19 protein-coding genes and 1 riboswitch are annotated in these 17896 nt (G+C 36.5%); of the genes, 7 read left to right on the forward strand and 12 right to left on the reverse strand.

Annotation, left to right across the window (positions count from 1 at the left end):
• The first annotated feature begins 230 nt into the window (after positions 1 to 230).
• Positions 231 to 1352 (forward strand): stage II sporulation protein P, encoded by a 1122-nt coding sequence (gene spoIIP, locus GMB86_RS11355; RefSeq protein ID WP_155220002.1) that lies wholly within the window; start codon positions 231 to 233, stop codon positions 1350 to 1352.
• 269 nt (positions 1353 to 1621) lie between these two features.
• Positions 1622 to 3202, forward strand: coding sequence for an acyl-CoA synthetase MbcS (mbcS, locus tag GMB86_RS11360; protein WP_155220005.1), 1581 nt, complete (start codon positions 1622 to 1624; stop codon positions 3200 to 3202).
• 88 nt (positions 3203 to 3290) lie between these two features.
• Here the strand turns inward: mbcS and GMB86_RS11365 are convergent, their stop codons facing one another.
• Genes GMB86_RS11365 through GMB86_RS11375 form a run of 3 tightly spaced genes read right to left on the reverse strand, consistent with a single transcriptional unit; the run spans position 3291 to position 6110 of the window.
• Positions 3291 to 4097 (reverse strand): energy-coupling factor transporter transmembrane component T family protein, encoded by an 807-nt coding sequence (locus tag GMB86_RS11365; protein WP_155220008.1) that lies wholly within the window; start codon positions 4095 to 4097, stop codon positions 3291 to 3293.
• On the reverse strand, positions 4094 to 5545 hold the full coding sequence (locus GMB86_RS11370; protein ID WP_155220010.1) for an ABC transporter ATP-binding protein: 1452 nt from the start codon (positions 5543 to 5545) through the stop codon (positions 4094 to 4096). The genes GMB86_RS11365 and GMB86_RS11370 overlap by 4 nt, the downstream gene beginning before the upstream one ends.
• Entirely contained in the window at positions 5529 to 6110 is a 582-nt protein-coding gene (locus GMB86_RS11375) for an ECF transporter S component (RefSeq protein ID WP_155220012.1), read from the reverse strand. Before GMB86_RS11375 ends, GMB86_RS11370 begins: the two co-directional genes overlap by 17 nt.
• Positions 6111 to 6287: 177 nt before the next feature.
• A riboswitch (TPP riboswitch) is annotated at positions 6288 to 6387 on the reverse strand.
• A gap of 172 nt (positions 6388 to 6559) precedes the next feature.
• Between GMB86_RS11375 and GMB86_RS11380 the strand changes: the two genes are divergently transcribed.
• From GMB86_RS11380 to GMB86_RS11390, 3 genes are all read left to right on the forward strand, one after another.
• Entirely contained in the window at positions 6560 to 6823 is a 264-nt protein-coding gene (locus GMB86_RS11380; protein ID WP_329602897.1) for a DNA alkylation repair protein, read from the forward strand.
• Positions 6820 to 7338, forward strand: a complete 519-nt coding sequence (locus GMB86_RS11385) for a hypothetical protein (protein ID WP_155220014.1) — start codon at positions 6820 to 6822, stop codon at positions 7336 to 7338. The genes GMB86_RS11380 and GMB86_RS11385 overlap by 4 nt, the downstream gene beginning before the upstream one ends.
• Before the next feature lie 225 nt (positions 7339 to 7563).
• A complete protein-coding gene (locus GMB86_RS11390) occupies positions 7564 to 7770 on the forward strand; it encodes a hypothetical protein (protein ID WP_155220016.1) in 207 nt (68 codons plus the stop codon).
• Here the strand turns inward: GMB86_RS11390 and GMB86_RS11395 are convergent.
• Together GMB86_RS11395 and GMB86_RS11400 are read right to left on the reverse strand one after the other, a co-directional pair.
• Complete coding sequence (locus GMB86_RS11395; RefSeq protein WP_155220018.1) at positions 7741 to 8130, reverse strand: YppE family protein; 390 nt, start codon at positions 8128 to 8130, stop codon at positions 7741 to 7743. The genes GMB86_RS11390 and GMB86_RS11395 overlap by 30 nt on opposite strands.
• Before the next feature lie 66 nt (positions 8131 to 8196).
• Positions 8197 to 8553 (reverse strand): hypothetical protein, encoded by a 357-nt coding sequence (locus tag GMB86_RS11400; protein WP_155220020.1) that lies wholly within the window; start codon positions 8551 to 8553, stop codon positions 8197 to 8199.
• A 358-nt stretch (positions 8554 to 8911) separates the two neighbouring features.
• Between GMB86_RS11400 and recU the strand changes: the two genes are divergently transcribed.
• A complete protein-coding gene (recU, locus tag GMB86_RS11405; RefSeq protein WP_155220022.1) occupies positions 8912 to 9526 on the forward strand; it encodes a Holliday junction resolvase RecU in 615 nt (204 codons plus the stop codon).
• 81 nt (positions 9527 to 9607) lie between these two features.
• Complete coding sequence (locus tag GMB86_RS11410) at positions 9608 to 12325, forward strand: penicillin-binding protein 1A (protein WP_155220024.1); 2718 nt, start codon at positions 9608 to 9610, stop codon at positions 12323 to 12325.
• A 101-nt stretch (positions 12326 to 12426) separates the two neighbouring features.
• On the opposite strand, the gene GMB86_RS11415 is transcribed toward GMB86_RS11410, so the two are convergent.
• From GMB86_RS11415 to GMB86_RS11440, 7 genes are all read right to left on the reverse strand, one after another.
• A complete protein-coding gene (locus tag GMB86_RS11415) occupies positions 12427 to 12942 on the reverse strand; it encodes a YpoC family protein (protein ID WP_155220028.1) in 516 nt (171 codons plus the stop codon).
• Positions 12932 to 13603 (reverse strand): endonuclease III, encoded by a 672-nt coding sequence (gene nth / locus GMB86_RS11420; RefSeq protein ID WP_155220030.1) that lies wholly within the window; start codon positions 13601 to 13603, stop codon positions 12932 to 12934. The genes GMB86_RS11415 and nth overlap by 11 nt, the downstream gene beginning before the upstream one ends.
• A 24-nt stretch (positions 13604 to 13627) precedes the next feature.
• Positions 13628 to 14326 (reverse strand): DnaD domain-containing protein, encoded by a 699-nt coding sequence (locus GMB86_RS11425; protein WP_230459094.1) that lies wholly within the window; start codon positions 14324 to 14326, stop codon positions 13628 to 13630.
• A gap of 115 nt (positions 14327 to 14441) precedes the next feature.
• On the reverse strand, positions 14442 to 14633 hold the full coding sequence (locus GMB86_RS15560; protein WP_196220208.1) for a hypothetical protein: 192 nt from the start codon (positions 14631 to 14633) through the stop codon (positions 14442 to 14444).
• A gap of 201 nt (positions 14634 to 14834) precedes the next feature.
• Positions 14835 to 16130 carry an asparagine--tRNA ligase gene (asnS, locus tag GMB86_RS11430; protein WP_155220032.1) on the reverse strand — a complete coding sequence of 432 codons (1296 nt, stop codon included), beginning with the start codon at positions 16128 to 16130 and terminating at the stop codon, positions 14835 to 14837.
• A gap of 18 nt (positions 16131 to 16148) precedes the next feature.
• The gene (locus tag GMB86_RS11435; RefSeq protein ID WP_155220036.1) at positions 16149 to 16634 is read right to left on the reverse strand and encodes a cell wall elongation regulator TseB-like domain-containing protein; all 486 of its coding nucleotides are present in this window, start codon (positions 16632 to 16634) and stop codon (positions 16149 to 16151) included.
• Positions 16635 to 17026: 392 nt separating this feature from the next.
• Entirely contained in the window at positions 17027 to 17773 is a 747-nt protein-coding gene (locus GMB86_RS11440) for a ComEC/Rec2 family competence protein (protein WP_155220039.1), read from the reverse strand.
• Positions 17774 to 17896 lie beyond the last annotated feature (123 nt).

Raw genomic sequence — 17896 nt, forward strand, 5'->3', positions numbered from 1 at the left:
GCTTTTCACACCACTCTATCAGATATAGGGTTATTAATAGTTTTTAATATTCTTGTTTGTGGTCCTAAATGTTTTGGTTAAAAAGAAGCTTTTAAAGTAATTACGATACTACTTTATCCCTCCCCTTCCTCTCTTCTAATCACATTTCTATTAAAAAATCTATTTCTATCATATTTCAAAAGAATCACTCATAGGTTTATAGAGACAAGGATCAGATAGGAGGATACCCCATGAATTCACGACCCAACAAAGACCAGCAGCCTTTCTTTACCAACCTTTTATATAAATGTTTAATTTTATTTCTAACCATCTATGGTTTTATTCTTATTCTGGTTCTCAATCACACACATGTAGGAGTTGTAGACTCTTATTTAAATAACATGACCATTCATTCAAAAACACTTTTCTTTGAAACTTTTGGAAATGAAAATGCCAACTTCAAACAAGTGGTATCTAAAGACGATGAACCCGTAAATGTTTATAATTTGTTACTTCAAACCGTAACAAATATAAAATTTAATGATATTCGTAGCCTCATGGGCTCAGAAATTCCTGGATTTTCCTCTTACAATGCCAAAATTTTTGTAGCTGGTAAAGGCGTCAACTATACTAACCTACCAGAGGAGTCTCCACCACCACCAAAGAATAGTCTTCCCGATAAAGAAAATGAAAATAAAGATAATAATGAAAATAATAACCAAAAAAATGAACAAAATAATCCATCGAACTCGATTAAGAAAAAAGTGGTTTATATATATCATTCACATAGTTGGGAATCCTACTTGCCGGCTCTTGAAAATAAATCAGATCCAAATGCCGCTGTCAGTAACGATCCGTCAAAAAATGTCCTTCGTGCAGGTAAAGACATACAAGATTATCTTGCCAAAAAAGGTATTGGTTCGAATCAAGATACAACAGTCAAAAAGAATTATAACCAAGCTTATCAGATTTCACGAGGTATTGTTCAAAATGCGATGAAAAAAGATAAAGATCTAAACTACTTAATCGACATTCACCGTGATGCCTCTGGGCGTAAATTAACAACATCGACGATTAAAAATCAAACGTATGCTCGAGTTGCGATTATCATTGGAGAAGCCAATCCGAACTACTCGGCAAATCTATACTTTGCCAAACAGATTCACAAAGTACTCGATAAACGTTATCCTGGATTAAGTCGAGGTATTATCGGAAAAAGTAAATTAGAAGGAAACGGTGTATATAATCAGGATCTTTCTAAAAATGCCATCCTAATTGAAATTGGTGGTGTTCAAAATACGTTAGATGAAGTCGATCGATCTGCTAATGCTTTTGCTGAAGCTTTGACAGAAGTCATAAATTCAACAAATTAATTTTAAATATAAAAGGCCTCGTCTTCACATCATTAGTCCCACTACCTAAGGCCTTTTGTTTTTTTATAAGTGACTTTTGTAATTTTTTAGAGAGTTAACACGTTCTGAGTAGGCCATTTTTCTGATCTATGTTAAAATAAAAAAAGTAATATAAATATTAGTAGCAGGTCATAATATTAAGTAATATAATATAACTATAGAAATATCTTTACTATATAAATATTTGTGACTCTGTGAACATCATAAACTTTTTAACAAGGAGACAAAATATGGAACTTAGCGATCTTATAGCACCTGACCAGTACAATTTAACAAGTGAAATAGAAGCCTTTGCTTCAGACAAAACAGCCATTATTTGGGAAGATGAAACGGGAGAACAAAAGAAAATATCTTATAATGAGCTCTTATCAAGAGCCAATCAATTGGCTAATGGACTAACGCGTCTAGGTCTTACAAAAGGCGATAAAGTTTTAGTTATGGTCCCAAGGTTGATTGAAGCTTATGTCATCTATCTTGGTTGCCTTAAAGCAGGGATGGTTCTGATACCTGGATCTGAGATGCTCAGAACCAAAGATATCCATTATCGTATTCATCAAGGTGAAGCAAAAGCCGTGATATCCTATAAAGACTTTTGCCCACAAATTGATCGAATCACGGATCCGACACCAACTTTAAAATTCAAATTTTCTATTGGTGGGAAAGTTGAAGGTTGGGAAACTCTTGAGTCTATTACGAACCTTGAATCTAAGACATTCAACACGGTTGAAACAAAACAAGATGACACGGCTTTCTTGACCTATACATCTGGTACGACAGGAAATCCTAAAGGCGTCGTTCATAGTCATGGATGGGCCTATGCTCACCTACGTATTGCTCCCACTCGCTGGCTCAATATATCAGAAAATGATACTGTTTGGGCAACGGCAGGTCCTGGTTGGCAAAAATGGGTTTGGAGTCCCTTCTTATCTGTATTAGGTAAAGGTGCTACTGGGTTTGTTTATCATGGTCGATTCAAACCAGAAAACCAATTAGCTTTATTAGAGAAACATCAGATCAATGTATTATGTTGTACACCAACTGAGTATCGACTCATGGCTAAAGTGGATCATTTAAGTGATTTTGATCTATCAAAGTTGCATAGTGCCGTCTCTGCAGGTGAACCATTAAATCGTGAGGTTATTACTATTTTCCAAAACGCCTTTGATATTCAAGTTCGTGATGGGTATGGTCAAACGGAAAGTACTTTACTCATCGGTACACTTAAAGGTATGGAAATTCGTCCTGGATCGATGGGTAAACCCCTTCTCAGTGAATTTATAACCATTGTTGATGAAGAAGGAAATCCCGTACCTCCAGGTGTCGAAGGAAATATTGCCTTAAGACGTGATTTCCCCGCTCAGTTCAAAACGTATTATAAAGAACCTGAACGTATGAAAGCAGCGATAAAAGGTAATTACTTTTTAACTGGCGACCGTGCAACAAGAGACGAAGATAACTATTTCTGGTTCCAAGGTCGTCGCGACGACATTATTATCAGTTCTGGCTATACCATTGGACCTTTTGAAGTTGAAGATGCTCTAATGAAACATAAAGCCGTCAAAGAATGTGCGGCGGTTGCGAGTCCAGATGAAATTCGTGGTAATATTGTTAAAGCCTTCATTGTTCTTAAAGACGGCTACACAGGTTCAGAAGAACTTATCAAAGAACTGCAAACGACGGTCAAAGAAAATACAGCTCCCTATAAATATCCACGTGCCATTGAATTTGTTGAGGAGTTACCAAAAACAGATTCTGGTAAAATTAGACGAGTGGATTTACGTAATCGAGAACTTCAGGCAGCAAAGCGGTAATAGACCTGATATTTCTCAAAATAACATTATGAAAAGGACTCTCACTTCTAAAATGAGAGTCCTTTTCATTTTGCAAAAAACTACAATTTTAATAAGATCTTTCCAATACATTGTTATAAGGGGTTAACGGCACGTATGATGAGAAAATCCATGAACCAATGATAATAAGAAGAATGAGACAGGTAAATAAAACATCATATCGACTAAATCCGATTTGATAATAGTATGTCCTCTTTTTAACCATTGAAAATTGTTTTGCTTCCATGGCGACAGCAATTCGCTGAGCACGACGGATCGCTTGGGCTAATAAGATAATAGCATACCTTTTCATACGCCTGTAAAAGGCACGGAGTCCCTTTTCTTCCGACATCCCTCTTACTTTCATCGCGGCTCGAATAATTCGATATTCTTCTATCATGATGGGAATTAACCGAAAAGCCGCTAGGAAGGAGTAGGCATATTTAGGAGGAATTCTAAGCTGCTGCATGACAGAGTAGAAAAAAGGAACGGGCTCCGTTGTTGAAGCAAAGATCAATCCTAACATACCATAGACGAATGTCCGTAGCCCTAAATGTAAACCCCTTGTCATACTTTCAATCGATATCGTAATAAGGTGCCATTCAAAAAGCATATGTGTTCCTTTTCCAAAGAACACCATGGCTGACGCACTAAAAACCGATAGGATAAACGTCATGGCCACAAGCCAGAACGAGAGTTTTTTGGAAAAACCGTTGCAGAATAGGTAAAAAATAAAAAAAGCAAACGAGGAGACTAACATCACATTAAAATTATGGACGAAGAGATAAATCATAAAAATAGCAGCTATTGTCAAAAACTTCAAGCTTGGATTGACTCGTGCTAACCATTTTTGATTCGGGTTCCAGTAGGTGTTCATGTAACGACCCCTTCCAATTGCATCCCTCGCTTCGTTTTTTCATCTGACTTAATTCGGCCGTTATGAATCCTAATTTTGCGAGTCGCCAAACGATGAACAATTTCTTCTTCGTGAGTAACCATAATCAACGTTGTCCCTTCTTCTCGCATCGTTTCAAACTGCCTAAGCAGGGAAAAGGTATTTCTTGCATCTTGTCCAAAGGTAGGCTCATCTAATAAAATGACACTTGGTTTATGAATGATCGAAGAAGCAACGCTTAACCGTCGCTTTTGGCCAATGGACAATTGAAAAGGATGTAAATGTCGAACATGATCCAAATTAAATAACCGAAGGGCATCATTTACTTTTAATTGAATCTCCTCTTCTTCTCCTCCCCTAATGACAAGCCCGAAAGCCATCTCTTCTTCTACACTATCCGTCACAAATTGGTATTCTGGGTTTTGAAATAGAAAACTTACATCATCTTTCTCATTTTTAACCTTCCAGATCCGATCTCCCTTTGTTTTGATTAAATCCATCATTCCTTCAATAAATGTGCTTTTTCCAGCTCCATTTTCGCCAACGATAGCGACCCATTCTCCTTTATTGATTTGGAATTGGGATACCTCAAATTTCACTTGTTTGCCCCGGTAAGCTCTAAAATTTTTTAATATTAAACGTGGATCTGTTGAAACTTCTTGAGGCAATTTTAAGATCTCCTCTTCTGGAAACGTTTCTTCCCAGATTCCGGGATGCCAAATACCATATTGCCGTAATTCACTTTTGTATTGGTTAAAAATCAGTTCTTTTGGACCATCAGCAATGATCTGGCCATTGAAGTTAAATAAGACAATTCGATCAACAAAGTCGATGACATGATCGATTTTATGTTCGACAATGATAAGTGTTTTATCTTTTGAGATAGTTTGTACCGTTTTCCACAGATCTTCTGTTCCTTTAGGATCCAGCAAGGCGGTCGGTTCATCAAGAAATAAGACATCCGGTTTTAAGGCTAAGACAGACGCTACAGCTAGCCGCTGTTTCATTCCTCCCGATAGCGTAGAAATGAGTTGATGTCGATGATTTAACTTAAGCCCCACAGCTGTTAGATACTGATCAATCAAGTCTTTCATGTCATCTTTAGGAACTTGTTGATTTTCAAGGACGAAAGCTATTTCTTCATCTACATAGGGCATACAAAATTGTGTTTCTGGATCTTGAAAGATAATGCCGCATCTTTTTGGGATGCGGCTATCTTTCGTTTTAATCGGTATTTCAATACTATTGGGTATCAATCCAGATAAGACTTGTAAAAGCGTCGATTTCCCGCACCCTGAAGGACCTAAAAATAAGATTTTCTCGCCTTGATGATATTGGAATGTCAGGTCTTTTAAAAATAAGTCCTTCTCTTTCGGAAATACAAGTCTAAGATCTGTCACGCCAAACGCCTCTCTATTTGTTAAGGACATCATAGTCATCCTTAGAGGCTGGTCTCACAAGATTTGTAACTCCCGTTTTCTCAAGTGCTTTAACAAGGAAATAGGCAATAAATCCTGAAATAACAATCGTTCCTAGGAAACGGAAAACAACATTTAACAGTATATTCCACCCTGCTAAATCAACAAGATCGCCATAATAATAATCTAAGATATAAGAGCCTACAGCAGCAGCTAAGCCAGATAAAATGGTTACTGGAAGATTAAATTTCTTATAAGCAAAGATTAAGAAAATAATTTCAGAAAAAGCCCCTTGAATAATTCCGTAATAAAAGTTAATGATTCCACCACTTCCAGCAAATAAAACTTCCATCATGGCGGCTGCAACTTCAGCTAATAGAGCAACGCCAGGTTTACGAATAATTAACATAGCGACTGGAGCAGCAATAAAGTAAATACCATATGTTAATTGTTCGGCTTGGAATCCCAGTATTTTTACAATGTCATATAGTGGGCCTGAAATTTTGTAGATCAACCCAAAGACGATAGCAATCACAATGGTAACTAAAATATCGGTTAATTTAAGACGTTTACTCATGAAACGACTTCCTCCCTGTGTAATATTATGACACTATAGGTTTGATTGAACCTTATCCTGTCTTTGATCAGTATTTATCAGCAATACTACGAAACCTTATAATTGGTCAGCCAATAAAAAAACCACTCCAAACGACAGGAAGTGGTTGATTTTCTCTATGAAAAAAGATGAATGAAGACCATGAGAAAACCACTTTCCTACGCTGGTCCTAACCAGATCAGGTCTAAGGGTCAAAGCCATACGCTTTTCTCAGCCAAACGCTCCCCTAGTGGACAAATATGTATTTAATTCTTTTATACGATACACCAATTTCCACTATCTTTCAATAGGTTTTTTTGGGAGAGAGATAAAAGCTAAATGAAAGTGTCTATTAGATCATCTCTTTATAAAAACTTAGTTGTATAACTTGTACTAAAGGTGGAAAGATAGAATTTGAGGAGGTGTTAGTTGTGTCTCATCCTTATACCTGTCCGAATTGCAAGACAAATAAAACGAGGTTTAATCTTATTGATCAAGTTGCTCATGCCGTCAAACTGGATCCGAGTTCCGGAGACGTCGTTCAAGAGTACTCATCTGGTCAACTTGACCCTTTCCATATCCCTTACCGTGGTCCGGAAAGAAAGGTTCAATGTGGAACTTGTGGTCTTATCGAAGATGAACTGGTTTTTATAAAACAAGCAGAATACTTAAAAACAAAACAACGTAACGGATGATCTTTTCAAAAATAGCTCTAACGGCTGGCTTCATCCTTTCTGTAGTACTTAATTGGCATGAGCCTCTCGTAGATAGTGAGCATTCATACCGAAATGTAAGACAATTAATCAAAACGTCAGATGTTATCGTTCTTGGTACGATCCAAAACGTGAACCATCAAGTCCGGACAAATCGTCAAGTTGGGAATGGTCAGTTAGTTAATTATGAACAAAAAGTTAACATCAAACATGTGTTTAAAGGGAATCCTAGTTCCAATCTTTCATTAATAACGACAGGCGTGAACCCACTTCCTCCCCCTCGGGATCCTATTAATAAACGTTATACCGGACCACTTGCAGAAGGAGACTATCTTCTCTTTTTGTCTTCGCTAAAACAAGATAGTTATTTTCGATTAAACAGTGGATTTCAAAGTGTCTACCCATTTATTAATCAAAAAACGATTGCGTTAGAAGAAGGATTTCATTCCTTACATGGACTTACAATAAATGAAGTAACAAACTATCTCTCTCAATAATTAATTAAACTTCCATCTATCTCGCCTTTTTAAAATAGATGGAAGTTTTTTCCAAATTCATTATATACCTTGATCTAGCCAACCTCGTAGTGGAAACTTAATGCCCTCTCTTTGAACTTACAACGGTCATTGATCCCATGGAAATCTATTAAAATTTTTTCTTTTTGGTATAAGTTTAATAGGACAAGCATAAGATTTACTATTAAAACCAAGGAGGAGTCTTACATGATGATAGAAAAAAACGCACAAAAAACGATCTCTTATTCCGACCAACTCTTTCGAAAATTGAGCCGCTCTATTCGTAACCTTCAACACCTAACCGCTGAAGCTTTATTAGAGAAGATCACTAGTATCATGTTTGGAATGATTCTATTACTTGGTATTCCCTATTTCATCTACATCTTAATCCGGTTTTTGCTCTTGTCCCATTAACTGCTCAAGGATCGTATCTAGGGCATAATCAATCGCATGAATGGTATTTAGAAATCGTTTCCTTCGCGTATCTTTCTGAAAAGCCGTTACCGAAACAATGGATAAATTTTCAACTAAATTTTCTACCTGAAGTGGATAGACGTACTTAGGATGACATTCACGAACCCATGTCATGACAAGAGGTTCAAATTCCTCAAGGATTTCTTTTAATTCATCAGCGAATGGTTTAACCATACCAAAGAAGTCGATTTCCTCTTCAGGGTGGGTTGTCCGTTCAATAAATATATCATGCAAGGCTTTATTTTTCAGACGTAATTTTTCAGTCAGTAATTTTAATGTTTGGAACTTGTTAGAATCCATGTCATTCACCTCTTGACACATCATACCAAAAGGACTATAGAATGGGAAATGTTGTCCTTTGAACCGTTAATTAAGTGTACCTGTATGAATGGGTTGCAAGCGTTTAGCCTTAACAGGGGTGAAACGATAAACTGAGTTTTGCTCTGTTGATATTTGATGTTTTTGGGCAAACTGATCTAACTCATTATCAATAGTTTTCATCTGTTCATCAATACGTTGCATGGCAAGATAAATGTTCTCTAACTCCAAGCGTTGTTTCTGTACTTCCTGACTGATCATTCTTTCTGCTTTATTCTCGACTTTACGTTCCATTTGTTCTAATTTTAATTCAAACAAATCGAGTCGAAAGGAAAAGTCCTCTTTCGTTTTACCATTGTTTTGATTGTTAGTCATCTCGCTTGTATCCATTGCTTGTTTTGACATATCGGTCACTCCTTCAGTTTTTGTTGTAATTACACATTTCTTCATCCCGTTTCATTTCCCTTCCCTCTTGACAAAACAAGTGTCCCTTCTTCAAAGAAAGTGTCTTTTCTTTTGATTTAGTAAAAATTCGACAATAAGAGGAAATAAAGCGGGGATCCTTGAAATGATTAATCTGAAACCTATCGCTTATAAACTTATTTCTAAGCCATATGAAATAAAAAGAACAAAAGATCCCCTTTTTTGTTATAATAGGTCTGTTATCTTGTCATTAGTGGGATTATTCATGTGTTTTCAGATTCATACTCTAATCCCTTTAAATGATTGAAAATGAATACTTAAGCAAAAGGAGTTTTGCCTCTTGACCTTTTATTATCCTAATGGTAAACCCTATAAGGAGCCTTGTGAAACGGGTAAAAAAACGATCAAACCCATGAATAAAAATAAGATCCAATATGGGAATAGAGGGATGTCCTTAGAAGATGACTTAAACTTAACAAATCGATACTACCTTGAACGACAAATGGCCGTGGTACATAAAAAACCCACTCCAGTACAAATTGTAAAAGTTGACTACCCTAAGCGTAGTCAGGCTAAAATCACGGAGGCTTATTATAGACGTGCTTCAACAACGGATTATAATGGTGTTTTTCAAGGTAAGTATATTGATTTTGAGGCAAAAGAAACGCATAATGTTAACTTATTACCGCTCAAAAATTTTCATGATCATCAAATCAAACACATGAGACAGGTAATGATGCAGCAAGGTATTTGCTTCATTATTATTAAGTTTTCAAAAAAACAGGATGTATATTTACTTGATGCGGGTATTCTTATTCGGTATTGGGATCTTCAACATACGGGTGGAAGAAAATCGATTCCAAGGGAGACAATAGAACGTGAAGGCTATTTAGTTCCTCAATCGTATTTGCCTCGTCTTGATTATCTCTCTGTCGTCAAGCAAGTATACTTATAACTTAGCCATAATTATTTGATAGCATTCGAATAATATATGTGAATGAGAATAGCCGCTGTAGAAAGGTAGGATTTTACAACTATGGTCGAATATAATTCGAGAATGGAAAGACGGAGAGCCATGCAGAAACAAAAAAATAAAAACGCTCAGCATGGACAAAAACCGAATCCAACGAAGAAAAATAGAAAAAAAGGTTTCAAACGAGTTGCCCTTATTTGTTTACTTCTGTTCTTATTTTTCATTCTTGCTAGTATGATAACTGTATTTGCAATCATAAAGAATGCACCTGCGTTGGATCCTAAAATGCTTAAAGACCCCATTTCTAGTCAAATTATGGACAAGAATGGAAAAATGGCGACCAATGTATTTAATGGTAACAATAGAACTTATTCAGATATAGATAAAATACCGAAAAATGTGCAAAATGCGTTTATTTCAACTGAAGATGCTCGGTTTTACCAACATTTTGGTATCGATCCATATCGTATCGGTGGCGCAGTCGTCGCTCAATTTAAAAAAGGATTTGGATCTGAAGGTGCAAGTACGATTACACAGCAAGTGGTACGAAATTCATTTTTAACCCAGAAAAAACAAATGACAAGAAAAATTCAAGAAGCTTATCTTGCCATTAAATTAGAACAAAAATATACTAAAAAACAAATTTTAGAAATGTATCTTAATAAAATTTATTTAGGAGCTGGTGCCACTTATGGCGTTTCAAATGCTTCTAAACTCTACTTTGGTAAAAATATTCAAGATGTGAACCTCCCTCAAGCGGCCATGCTCGCAGCCATGACGAGGAATCCAGGGTACTATGATCCATTAAGACAACCTAAGCATGCCAAACAGCGACGAGACCTCGTTCTTGATTTGATGGTTCAACATCAAGCCATTTCAAAAGAAGAAGCTGAAAAGGCAAAAGAAGTTTCGATTAAAGAAATGACTAAAGGACACGCAAAAGTTAAACAAAATAAAACGAAATATAGTGCTTATGTGGACTATCTCTATAAAGAATTAGTCGAAGATAAAAAAGTCATCTCAGCAAATGATTTTTATAACGGTGGACTAAAAATTTACACGTCTCTTGATCCTGCCATTCAATCTCGAGTGGAAGAAGTCCTTGATAATGAAAATAACTTCCCTGGAGTTAAACATAATTTTCAGGCAGGCATTTCCATTGTGGATACGAAAACCGGATCCATTCAAGCCATTGGTGGAGCGAGAAATTATGTTAAAGGAAATTTCAACTATGCGACATCAGATAGTAATAACATAGGATCGACAGCTAAACCTATCATTGACTATGGCCCTGCTGTTGAATATATGCATTGGGCAACGAATCATACGGTGGATGATACGGCTGCAGAGGCCCATTATTCTGGGGGACAATCTTTCGGAAACTGGAATAGTACCTTCGAAGGCCCGATGACGATGCGCCGGGCATTGGCGCGATCTCGAAATGTTCCTGCTGTCCAAACGTTAAAGATCTTGAAAGATCAAGTTGGCGATGCAAAAATTAAACAATTCACTAAAAAATTAGGTATCCCACTCGATACAGTCTATGAAACATACGGGATCGGTGCATTTGGCGTCTCACCATTACAGCTCGCTGGAGCCTACGCTACCTTTGGGAATAATGGTAATTATAATCAACCCTATGCAGCGATTAAAATTGAATATCCGGATGGTCAAATTCAAGATCTTGATCATGTTCAGCATGTTGCCATGCATGACTATACAGCTTATATGATTACCGATATGTTGAAAGATGTCGTAACCAGCGGGACAGGAACAAATGCAAACCTTCCAGGCGTACCTTTAGCCGGAAAAACAGGCACACAAAATGTACCTGAAGAGATAGTTAAAAAGTACAATCTAAGCAGCTATGAGGAACGAAATGGAGCGATCAGTTCGTGGTTTGTTGGTTACACTACTAAATATACGGCTTCCATATGGACTGGATATAGTAATTCTAATGATAAGAATGCCGGCCATGTATTGATCGGAGAAGAACAGCACTACAATCAAAACCTATTTAAATATATCATGAGTGGATTCATGCAGGGATCTCAAGATTTCAAACGACCCCATTCTGTCATAGATATTGGTGGTGGAGAACTCGCCGTAAGAGGTACTCAATCTGAGGTTCGAAAAGAAGTTGAAAAAGATAAGGATGAAGCTAAAAAAGTCGATTCACCTACTGGATTGAATGCTCAATATAATGAAGCATCCAAAGTCGTTTCAATTCAATGGAATTATGACGATGATGCAACATTTATAGTTAAGCAAGACGGCGGACCAAGTACATCCACTTCAAACAAACAAGTGACCGTCCAAAATGTCACGCCTGGTCGAACTTACACGTTTACTGTTACTGCGAAAACGGAAGATGGTTTAAGTAAACCGGCTAGTGTTGCCATTAAAATACCGCAAGCTGCAACAACGAATCCTAATGAAAACTCAAATAATCAGGAAAATAATAGAAACTCAAACACTAATAATAACGGAAACGCTAATAATAACGGAAACAATAGTAATAACGGAAACACCAATAATAACGAAAATACTAATAGTAACGGGAACACTGATAATAGTAACAGGAATAATGGTAATAACCCGAACAATAATCAAAATACGAATGAAAATACCAATACTACAGACGATAGCAATACATCAGCAAACAATGATAAACCAACTAACGGTACTGAAGATGAAAATCAAAGTCAAACGCAAAATCAAAATGACAAGAAAGACGATTCGAACAAACAAGAAAAAGATCAGAAAGATAATAATCAATAGTAAAGAAAACGTGCAAAGGTGCAGACAGAGACCTAGTTGCATTTAAATATTTATACTTTCTTAAAGTGTAAACAAAAACCGCTGAAGAGTTTCAGCGGTTTTTACATTTTTCTTATTTTCCTTGCGACATATTTTTTCCTTAATTCATCATACAAAGCATTTAATTGAATAAAACTTGCATGATGCACGGGTTTATGACAAATGTAACGAACGCGGTCCGGAGCGTTCACAGGTATTAAAGCTAATCTTACCATATCACGATACAAAGATTGATCTAATGTAGGAACAGGTTTACCATTTATCCAAAATAGAAGGTCAATATAATTGGCTAAGGCTAATATAATAATGGCTTGCACATGCTTCCCTCTTCGATTATGGAAGGCGTCTTTTAATTGTGGGCTAATCATTTTCCAGTGATCAAATAGTGCTTCAACAGATCCAATGTCTTGCCATGGCCATGTCGTTATCTGATCATCATGACTTAGATATAATACATCATAGAAAAACGGAAAGCTATCTTGCGTCTTTATGTCTAAGGGTAACATATCCCCTTCATGGTAAAATGGCGGATAACAAAATGAACGAGGAATTCTTATTTTAACGGTATCATTTTTCAACGCTAACATCTCTTAAATTTTTATTCATACGTTTTTTCCCTTCACGGCAGAGGTCTAGGAGTGGACACTCAGGGCACTCAGGTCTCTGAGCTTTACAATGATATCGCCCGAAAAAAATCAATCGATGATGGGTTTCAGACCATCTTTCTTTAGGAACGATCCTCATTAACGTTTTCTCCACTTCCAGTACACTGTCTTTCCATCGACAAATTCCTAGACGTTTTGATACACGCTCGACATGTGTATCAACAGCGATAGCTGGCTCACCGAATGCGACCGAGACGATAACATTGGCCGTTTTCCGTCCAATTCCAGCTAATTTTAATAATTCTGCGTGATTTGAAGGAAGTTCCCCTTCGTAATCTTCAATTAACTGCTGACATAGTTTTCGTATATGCTTCGCCTTATTACGATATAATCCAATTGAGCGAATGTCATTTTGTAACTCTTCGATTGATACAGCTAAATAGTCTTCTGGATGATGGTATTTTTGAAATAGATGAGGCGTTACTTTGTTAACGAGTGCATCTGTACATTGTGCAGATAAAATCACGGCGATAGCTAACTCGAAAGGATTGTGATGGTGTAATTCACAATGCGCCTCGGGAAACATCTCACCAATGACATCTAGCGCTTCGAGCGTTTTTTGTTTACTTAACATGAGCCCTTCCCTTTCTCCTCCTTATTATTTTTCTAACCAATTATACAAAGGAAATGTCTGTTGCACTTGATTTTCTTTCTCTTTCACAGGACGTTGATAGCCTTTCGTATGAGAACGAATTTTTTCACCATGTGCTTTTGCCTGTTCTAATGTAGTGATGCCCTTTTTCTTCCAATCAAATAAGATACGATCAATGTAACGGAAATTTAGTTTGCCAGAAATCACAGCCTCTCGTAGAGCGCCTTTGATTAGCTGTACCGAATGGTGATCTTCTTCCAACCATAGGGATAAGGTTTCACATTCGATCGGAGATAATGGTCGACCAAATTCATTCTCGAATATCGTATACAAACTCTCTTCCTCTTGTTGATTGGGTTCAGCTTCCGTTTTACAATACTCAGATACCATTCTTTCCCATAATGGATCAAGGGAATAGCTTTCGGAATAAAGGTGATGATCATTATTTTGTTCAATAGCTAAATAGCCTTGTTGAATAAGCTGTCTTAATAATTGAGCACATTCCGTCCTAGTTAATGTCATTTTATGAGATAGATCTTCAAGTGAAGGAAAGCAAATTCCTTTTATAATGAATGCATGTAATTGGATAAGTAACATACAACTCTTTTCATTCAGACCCATTGTTTTATATGTCTCTAATAATAACGTTGGAATCATAATATTTCCATTCAAGATCATTTCTTTTAACTTTTTATTCTCCATCATTCGACACCTCTTATGCCATTATAACATGCTAAAAGTATGGATTGTGACTCATATGATTAATAAATAAAAAGAAGAATGATTAGAAATATTGTATAAATGAAGGATGATGTTTAGGTTATAGTACAATAAAAACCCCACATTGTGAGGTTCTTAGAGGTTGTTCAAAAAGCCACCAAATGATAAGCTGCGAATCTCGGCGTTGGCTTGTTTTTCCGGTCCTCATGTAGTAAAAACCTACATTCCGGTCCTCAAAACGGCGCCGCCTTGATCTTCTTGCTTCTAATTTGTCACCTTTTTGAACTCGCATACAAAGGTTGTTCAAAAAGCCACCAAATGATAAGCTACGAATCTCGGACGCTATCCAAGAGGATCTTCAACTAAAATCGCTCACGTCCTGTGGCTGGCGTTGAAGCTACCACATCCTGTGGAATGCCGGTCCTCAAAACGGCGCCGCTCTTTTCTTCTTGCTTCTAATTTGTCACCTTTTTGAACACAAACTTTTATTGTATTAAGGATAAATACGGTTTAATAATCTAGGGAATGGACTTGTTTCCCTAATATGTTCAATTCCACAAACCCATGCGACGGTTCGTTCAAGACCTAAACCGAAACCTGAATGTGGAACCGAGCCATATTGTCGAAGTTCCAAGTACCACTTGTATGCAGGATCGGTTAAATTATGCTCTTCATATCGTTTCTTAAGAAGCTCTAAATCGTCAATCCGTTGACTACCTCCAATAATTTCTCCATATCCTTCTGGAGCGAGGAGGTCTGCACAAAGAACTACTTCCTCACGACCCGGCTGTGGTTTCATATAGAATGCTTTGATCGCAGTTGGATAATTGGTGACAAAGACAGGAAGATCGAAACTTTCGGCAATCGCCGTCTCATGAGGTGCCCCAAAATCCTCACCCCATTCTATATCATCAAATCCTTTATCTTTCAACAATTTAATCGCATCATCATAAGTGATTCGTGGGAACGGGGCTTTAATTTTTTCAAGTTTACTGATATCTCGGTCAATGGTCTTCAAATCCGTTGGACAATTTTTAAGGACGGATTGAATGAGAAAAGAGACATAATTTTCTTGAATAACAAGACTTTCTTCATGATCAGTAAAAGCCATCTCAGGCTCAATCATCCAAAACTCAATTAAATGGCGACGTGTTTTTGATTTTTCAGCACGGAAAGTGGGTCCAAATGAAAATACTTTACCAAAGGCCATCGCGGCTGCTTCCATATATAATTGACCACTTTGAGACAAATAAGCATCACGGTCAAAGTATTCAGTATGGAATAAATCTGTTGATCCTTCAGCTGAACTTCCAGTTAAAATCGGTGGGTCAATTTTAATGAAGTCATGATGATTGAAAAATTCATAGGTTGCTCGAATGATTTCATTTCTAATTCTTAATATGGCATGTTGTCTTGAGGATCTTAACCATAAATGGCGATGATCCATCAAAAATTCTGTGCCATGTTCTTTTGGTGTGATTGGATAATCTATGGCATATTGTATAATGTCGATATCTGTCACCGTGAGTTCAAATCCAGATGGAGCTCGGTCATCTTTACGAACGAGACCTTTAACATATAATGAACTTTCTTGTGTTAGATGTTTTGCCGCTTCCCAGGCTTCCTCCGATACTTCTTTTTTGACAAGAACGCCTTGGATAAAACCTGTACCATCCCTCAATTGTAAAAATTGAATTTTTCCACTGGAACGTTTATTAGCTAACCATACGCCGATCGTCACTTCTTGATCGACATATTGGCTGACTTTTGAAATGGTTGTTTTTAACATAAATATGACCTCCAATTTCTAAATATGCAAAATATGTTGTATCTCTTCCCCATCATCAAAAGTTAAAGAGACATAGTTGTAATGTTTATGATGATCGAGAAACGTAATTTCCCATATTGGAACATCATCTATTGCCCCAAGTTTAACTGAAACAACTTTCAAGGTGTCATACTTAAGTGCGTAGAAAATACTTAAGGCTTTACTTTCTGTTATGCCATCCTTTACTTTTCTTTCAATGTAACTCCCCTTCTTTGCATCGGGCACCCATAGATAAACATCCTGACCCTTTCTCTTAGTTTTAATTATGTGATAAGGAGTTTTACCATTGTAGTAAGTCACATCTGAAATTTGTGAAGATGAAATCTTGTAATGTTTTTCTGCCTTCTGTACGGCTGTTTTTTCTTCTTTATTTTTATAAGTGACTGTTTTGTGATAAGTTATCCATGATTGTGAAATGACCACTATAACAATAATTGAAACGATAATTATAATCCATTTTTTCAAAATATCACCTTTTATGTACTTAAATCTTGTTAAATTTAGTTTTAAAATACGACTCTCCCTTATATAGAAATGACATCTCTGCCATTCATATCCTCCTTTACGTAAAATCTGTTAGACATAGTTCAATGGAAAAAGGTCAAACTATGATTACCCTACTTTAAAGGGAAAAATGATTCCTAACTCACACGCTTTAAAACGAAACCTATTCTCGGTTTCGTTTTTTTACATAAATGTAACTAAACTCTGTCTGCGCAAATGACAAATTGACCAGTGAAAAAAGTCGACCAAAGTTTCAATTGAACGATTTATCCAGCCTTAACGGGAAGTAAAGACCCCCACTGATGGAAGTTTCACTTTATCCTAATCATTATATCACGAATTAACCCCAATTATCATGGTATGGAGTAGACTCGATAATCATTTGGTGATAACAGGATTAATACAGTCCCTGTTTCCATTAAGTTATAGACATCAATAAAGTTAGATTGTAACTGTCGACAAAGTTCAGGGCTAGCCCGGTACCCTTTTTTCTTGAAAATCACAACCATTTCTGGGTCTAATTGATTTATCCAAGTTGAATCCAGTCTTGATTTTAACCCAAAATGGTCGATTTTAATAATATTGGCTTGGGGAGTTTTTTTATTTGTCCATTCGAAGGGTACACTTAAATAATACATGTGTTTACGACCATAGGATAAGAGTAAATTCGCTCCTTCAGGGCGCTCATTCATCACATCTATTTTTAGTTTACCGATATTCTTCAGTTTAGAGAATGTTTGATCTTTGCTAATTAATTTAGGTGCTATGTATTGTTTAATATGGTATTTTTTTACCAAGATATCTTTATTTCCCGTATAGAGCCTCCCCACTTTTGTGATGATTAAGGCATCTATCTTTTTTACTCCATACTTATCTAACCAATTAAACAACTCGTTTCTTGAACTTTTTGCACCTGTATTAATCAATGTTGTTCGGTTGGCTTCTTGTATTAATGTTGCTTCACCGTTTGATAACTTTAAAAAACTAATCGCAATTTGATCATTTTTAAAATGAATGACCACTTCTTTCTTTGCATATGTAAGAGAGGCATAACTAAATAAAAAGCAAAGTAAACCTATAATCCAAGCAAATCTTTTCATCATTGATCCCCCGTTCATATGTAGTTTGCATATGAACGGGGGAATTTATAACATCACTTTAAACTATGAAGACTTTTTCTTTAGATACCAATTAAATTGAACCTTTTCATTAATAAAGTGAAA

The organism is Terrilactibacillus tamarindi (assembly GCF_009718825.1).
GTDB lineage: Bacteria > Bacillota > Bacilli > Bacillales > Sporolactobacillaceae > Terrilactibacillus > Terrilactibacillus tamarindi.

What these genes read in the sequence shown, in the direction of transcription:
- spoIIP (WP_155220002.1), top strand. Translation starts at nt 231, where the DNA reads ATGAATTCACGACCCAACAAAGACCAGCAGCCTTTCTTTACCAACCTT.
- mbcS (WP_155220005.1), top strand. Translation starts at nt 1,622, where the DNA reads ATGGAACTTAGCGATCTTATAGCACCTGACCAGTACAATTTAACAAGT.
- GMB86_RS11365 (WP_155220008.1), bottom strand. Translation starts at nt 4,097, where the DNA reads ATGAACACCTACTGGAACCCGAATCAAAAATGGTTAGCACGAGTCAAT.
- GMB86_RS11370 (WP_155220010.1), bottom strand. Translation starts at nt 5,545, where the DNA reads ATGTCCTTAACAAATAGAGAGGCGTTTGGCGTGACAGATCTTAGACTT.
- GMB86_RS11375 (WP_155220012.1), bottom strand. Translation starts at nt 6,110, where the DNA reads ATGAGTAAACGTCTTAAATTAACCGATATTTTAGTTACCATTGTGATT.
- GMB86_RS11385 (WP_155220014.1), top strand. Translation starts at nt 6,820, where the DNA reads ATGATCTTTTCAAAAATAGCTCTAACGGCTGGCTTCATCCTTTCTGTA.
- GMB86_RS11390 (WP_155220016.1), top strand. Translation starts at nt 7,564, where the DNA reads ATGATGATAGAAAAAAACGCACAAAAAACGATCTCTTATTCCGACCAA.
- GMB86_RS11395 (WP_155220018.1), bottom strand. Translation starts at nt 8,130, where the DNA reads ATGGATTCTAACAAGTTCCAAACATTAAAATTACTGACTGAAAAATTA.
- GMB86_RS11400 (WP_155220020.1), bottom strand. Translation starts at nt 8,553, where the DNA reads ATGTCAAAACAAGCAATGGATACAAGCGAGATGACTAACAATCAAAAC.
- GMB86_RS11410 (WP_155220024.1), top strand. Translation starts at nt 9,608, where the DNA reads ATGGTCGAATATAATTCGAGAATGGAAAGACGGAGAGCCATGCAGAAA.
- nth (WP_155220030.1), bottom strand. Translation starts at nt 13,603, where the DNA reads ATGTTAAGTAAACAAAAAACGCTCGAAGCGCTAGATGTCATTGGTGAG.
- GMB86_RS11425 (WP_230459094.1), bottom strand. Translation starts at nt 14,326, where the DNA reads ATGATGGAGAATAAAAAGTTAAAAGAAATGATCTTGAATGGAAATATT.
- GMB86_RS15560 (WP_196220208.1), bottom strand. Translation starts at nt 14,633, where the DNA reads ATGCGAGTTCAAAAAGGTGACAAATTAGAAGCAAGAAGATCAAGGCGG.
- asnS (WP_155220032.1), bottom strand. Translation starts at nt 16,130, where the DNA reads ATGTTAAAAACAACCATTTCAAAAGTCAGCCAATATGTCGATCAAGAA.
- GMB86_RS11440 (WP_155220039.1), bottom strand. Translation starts at nt 17,773, where the DNA reads ATGAAAAGATTTGCTTGGATTATAGGTTTACTTTGCTTTTTATTTAGT.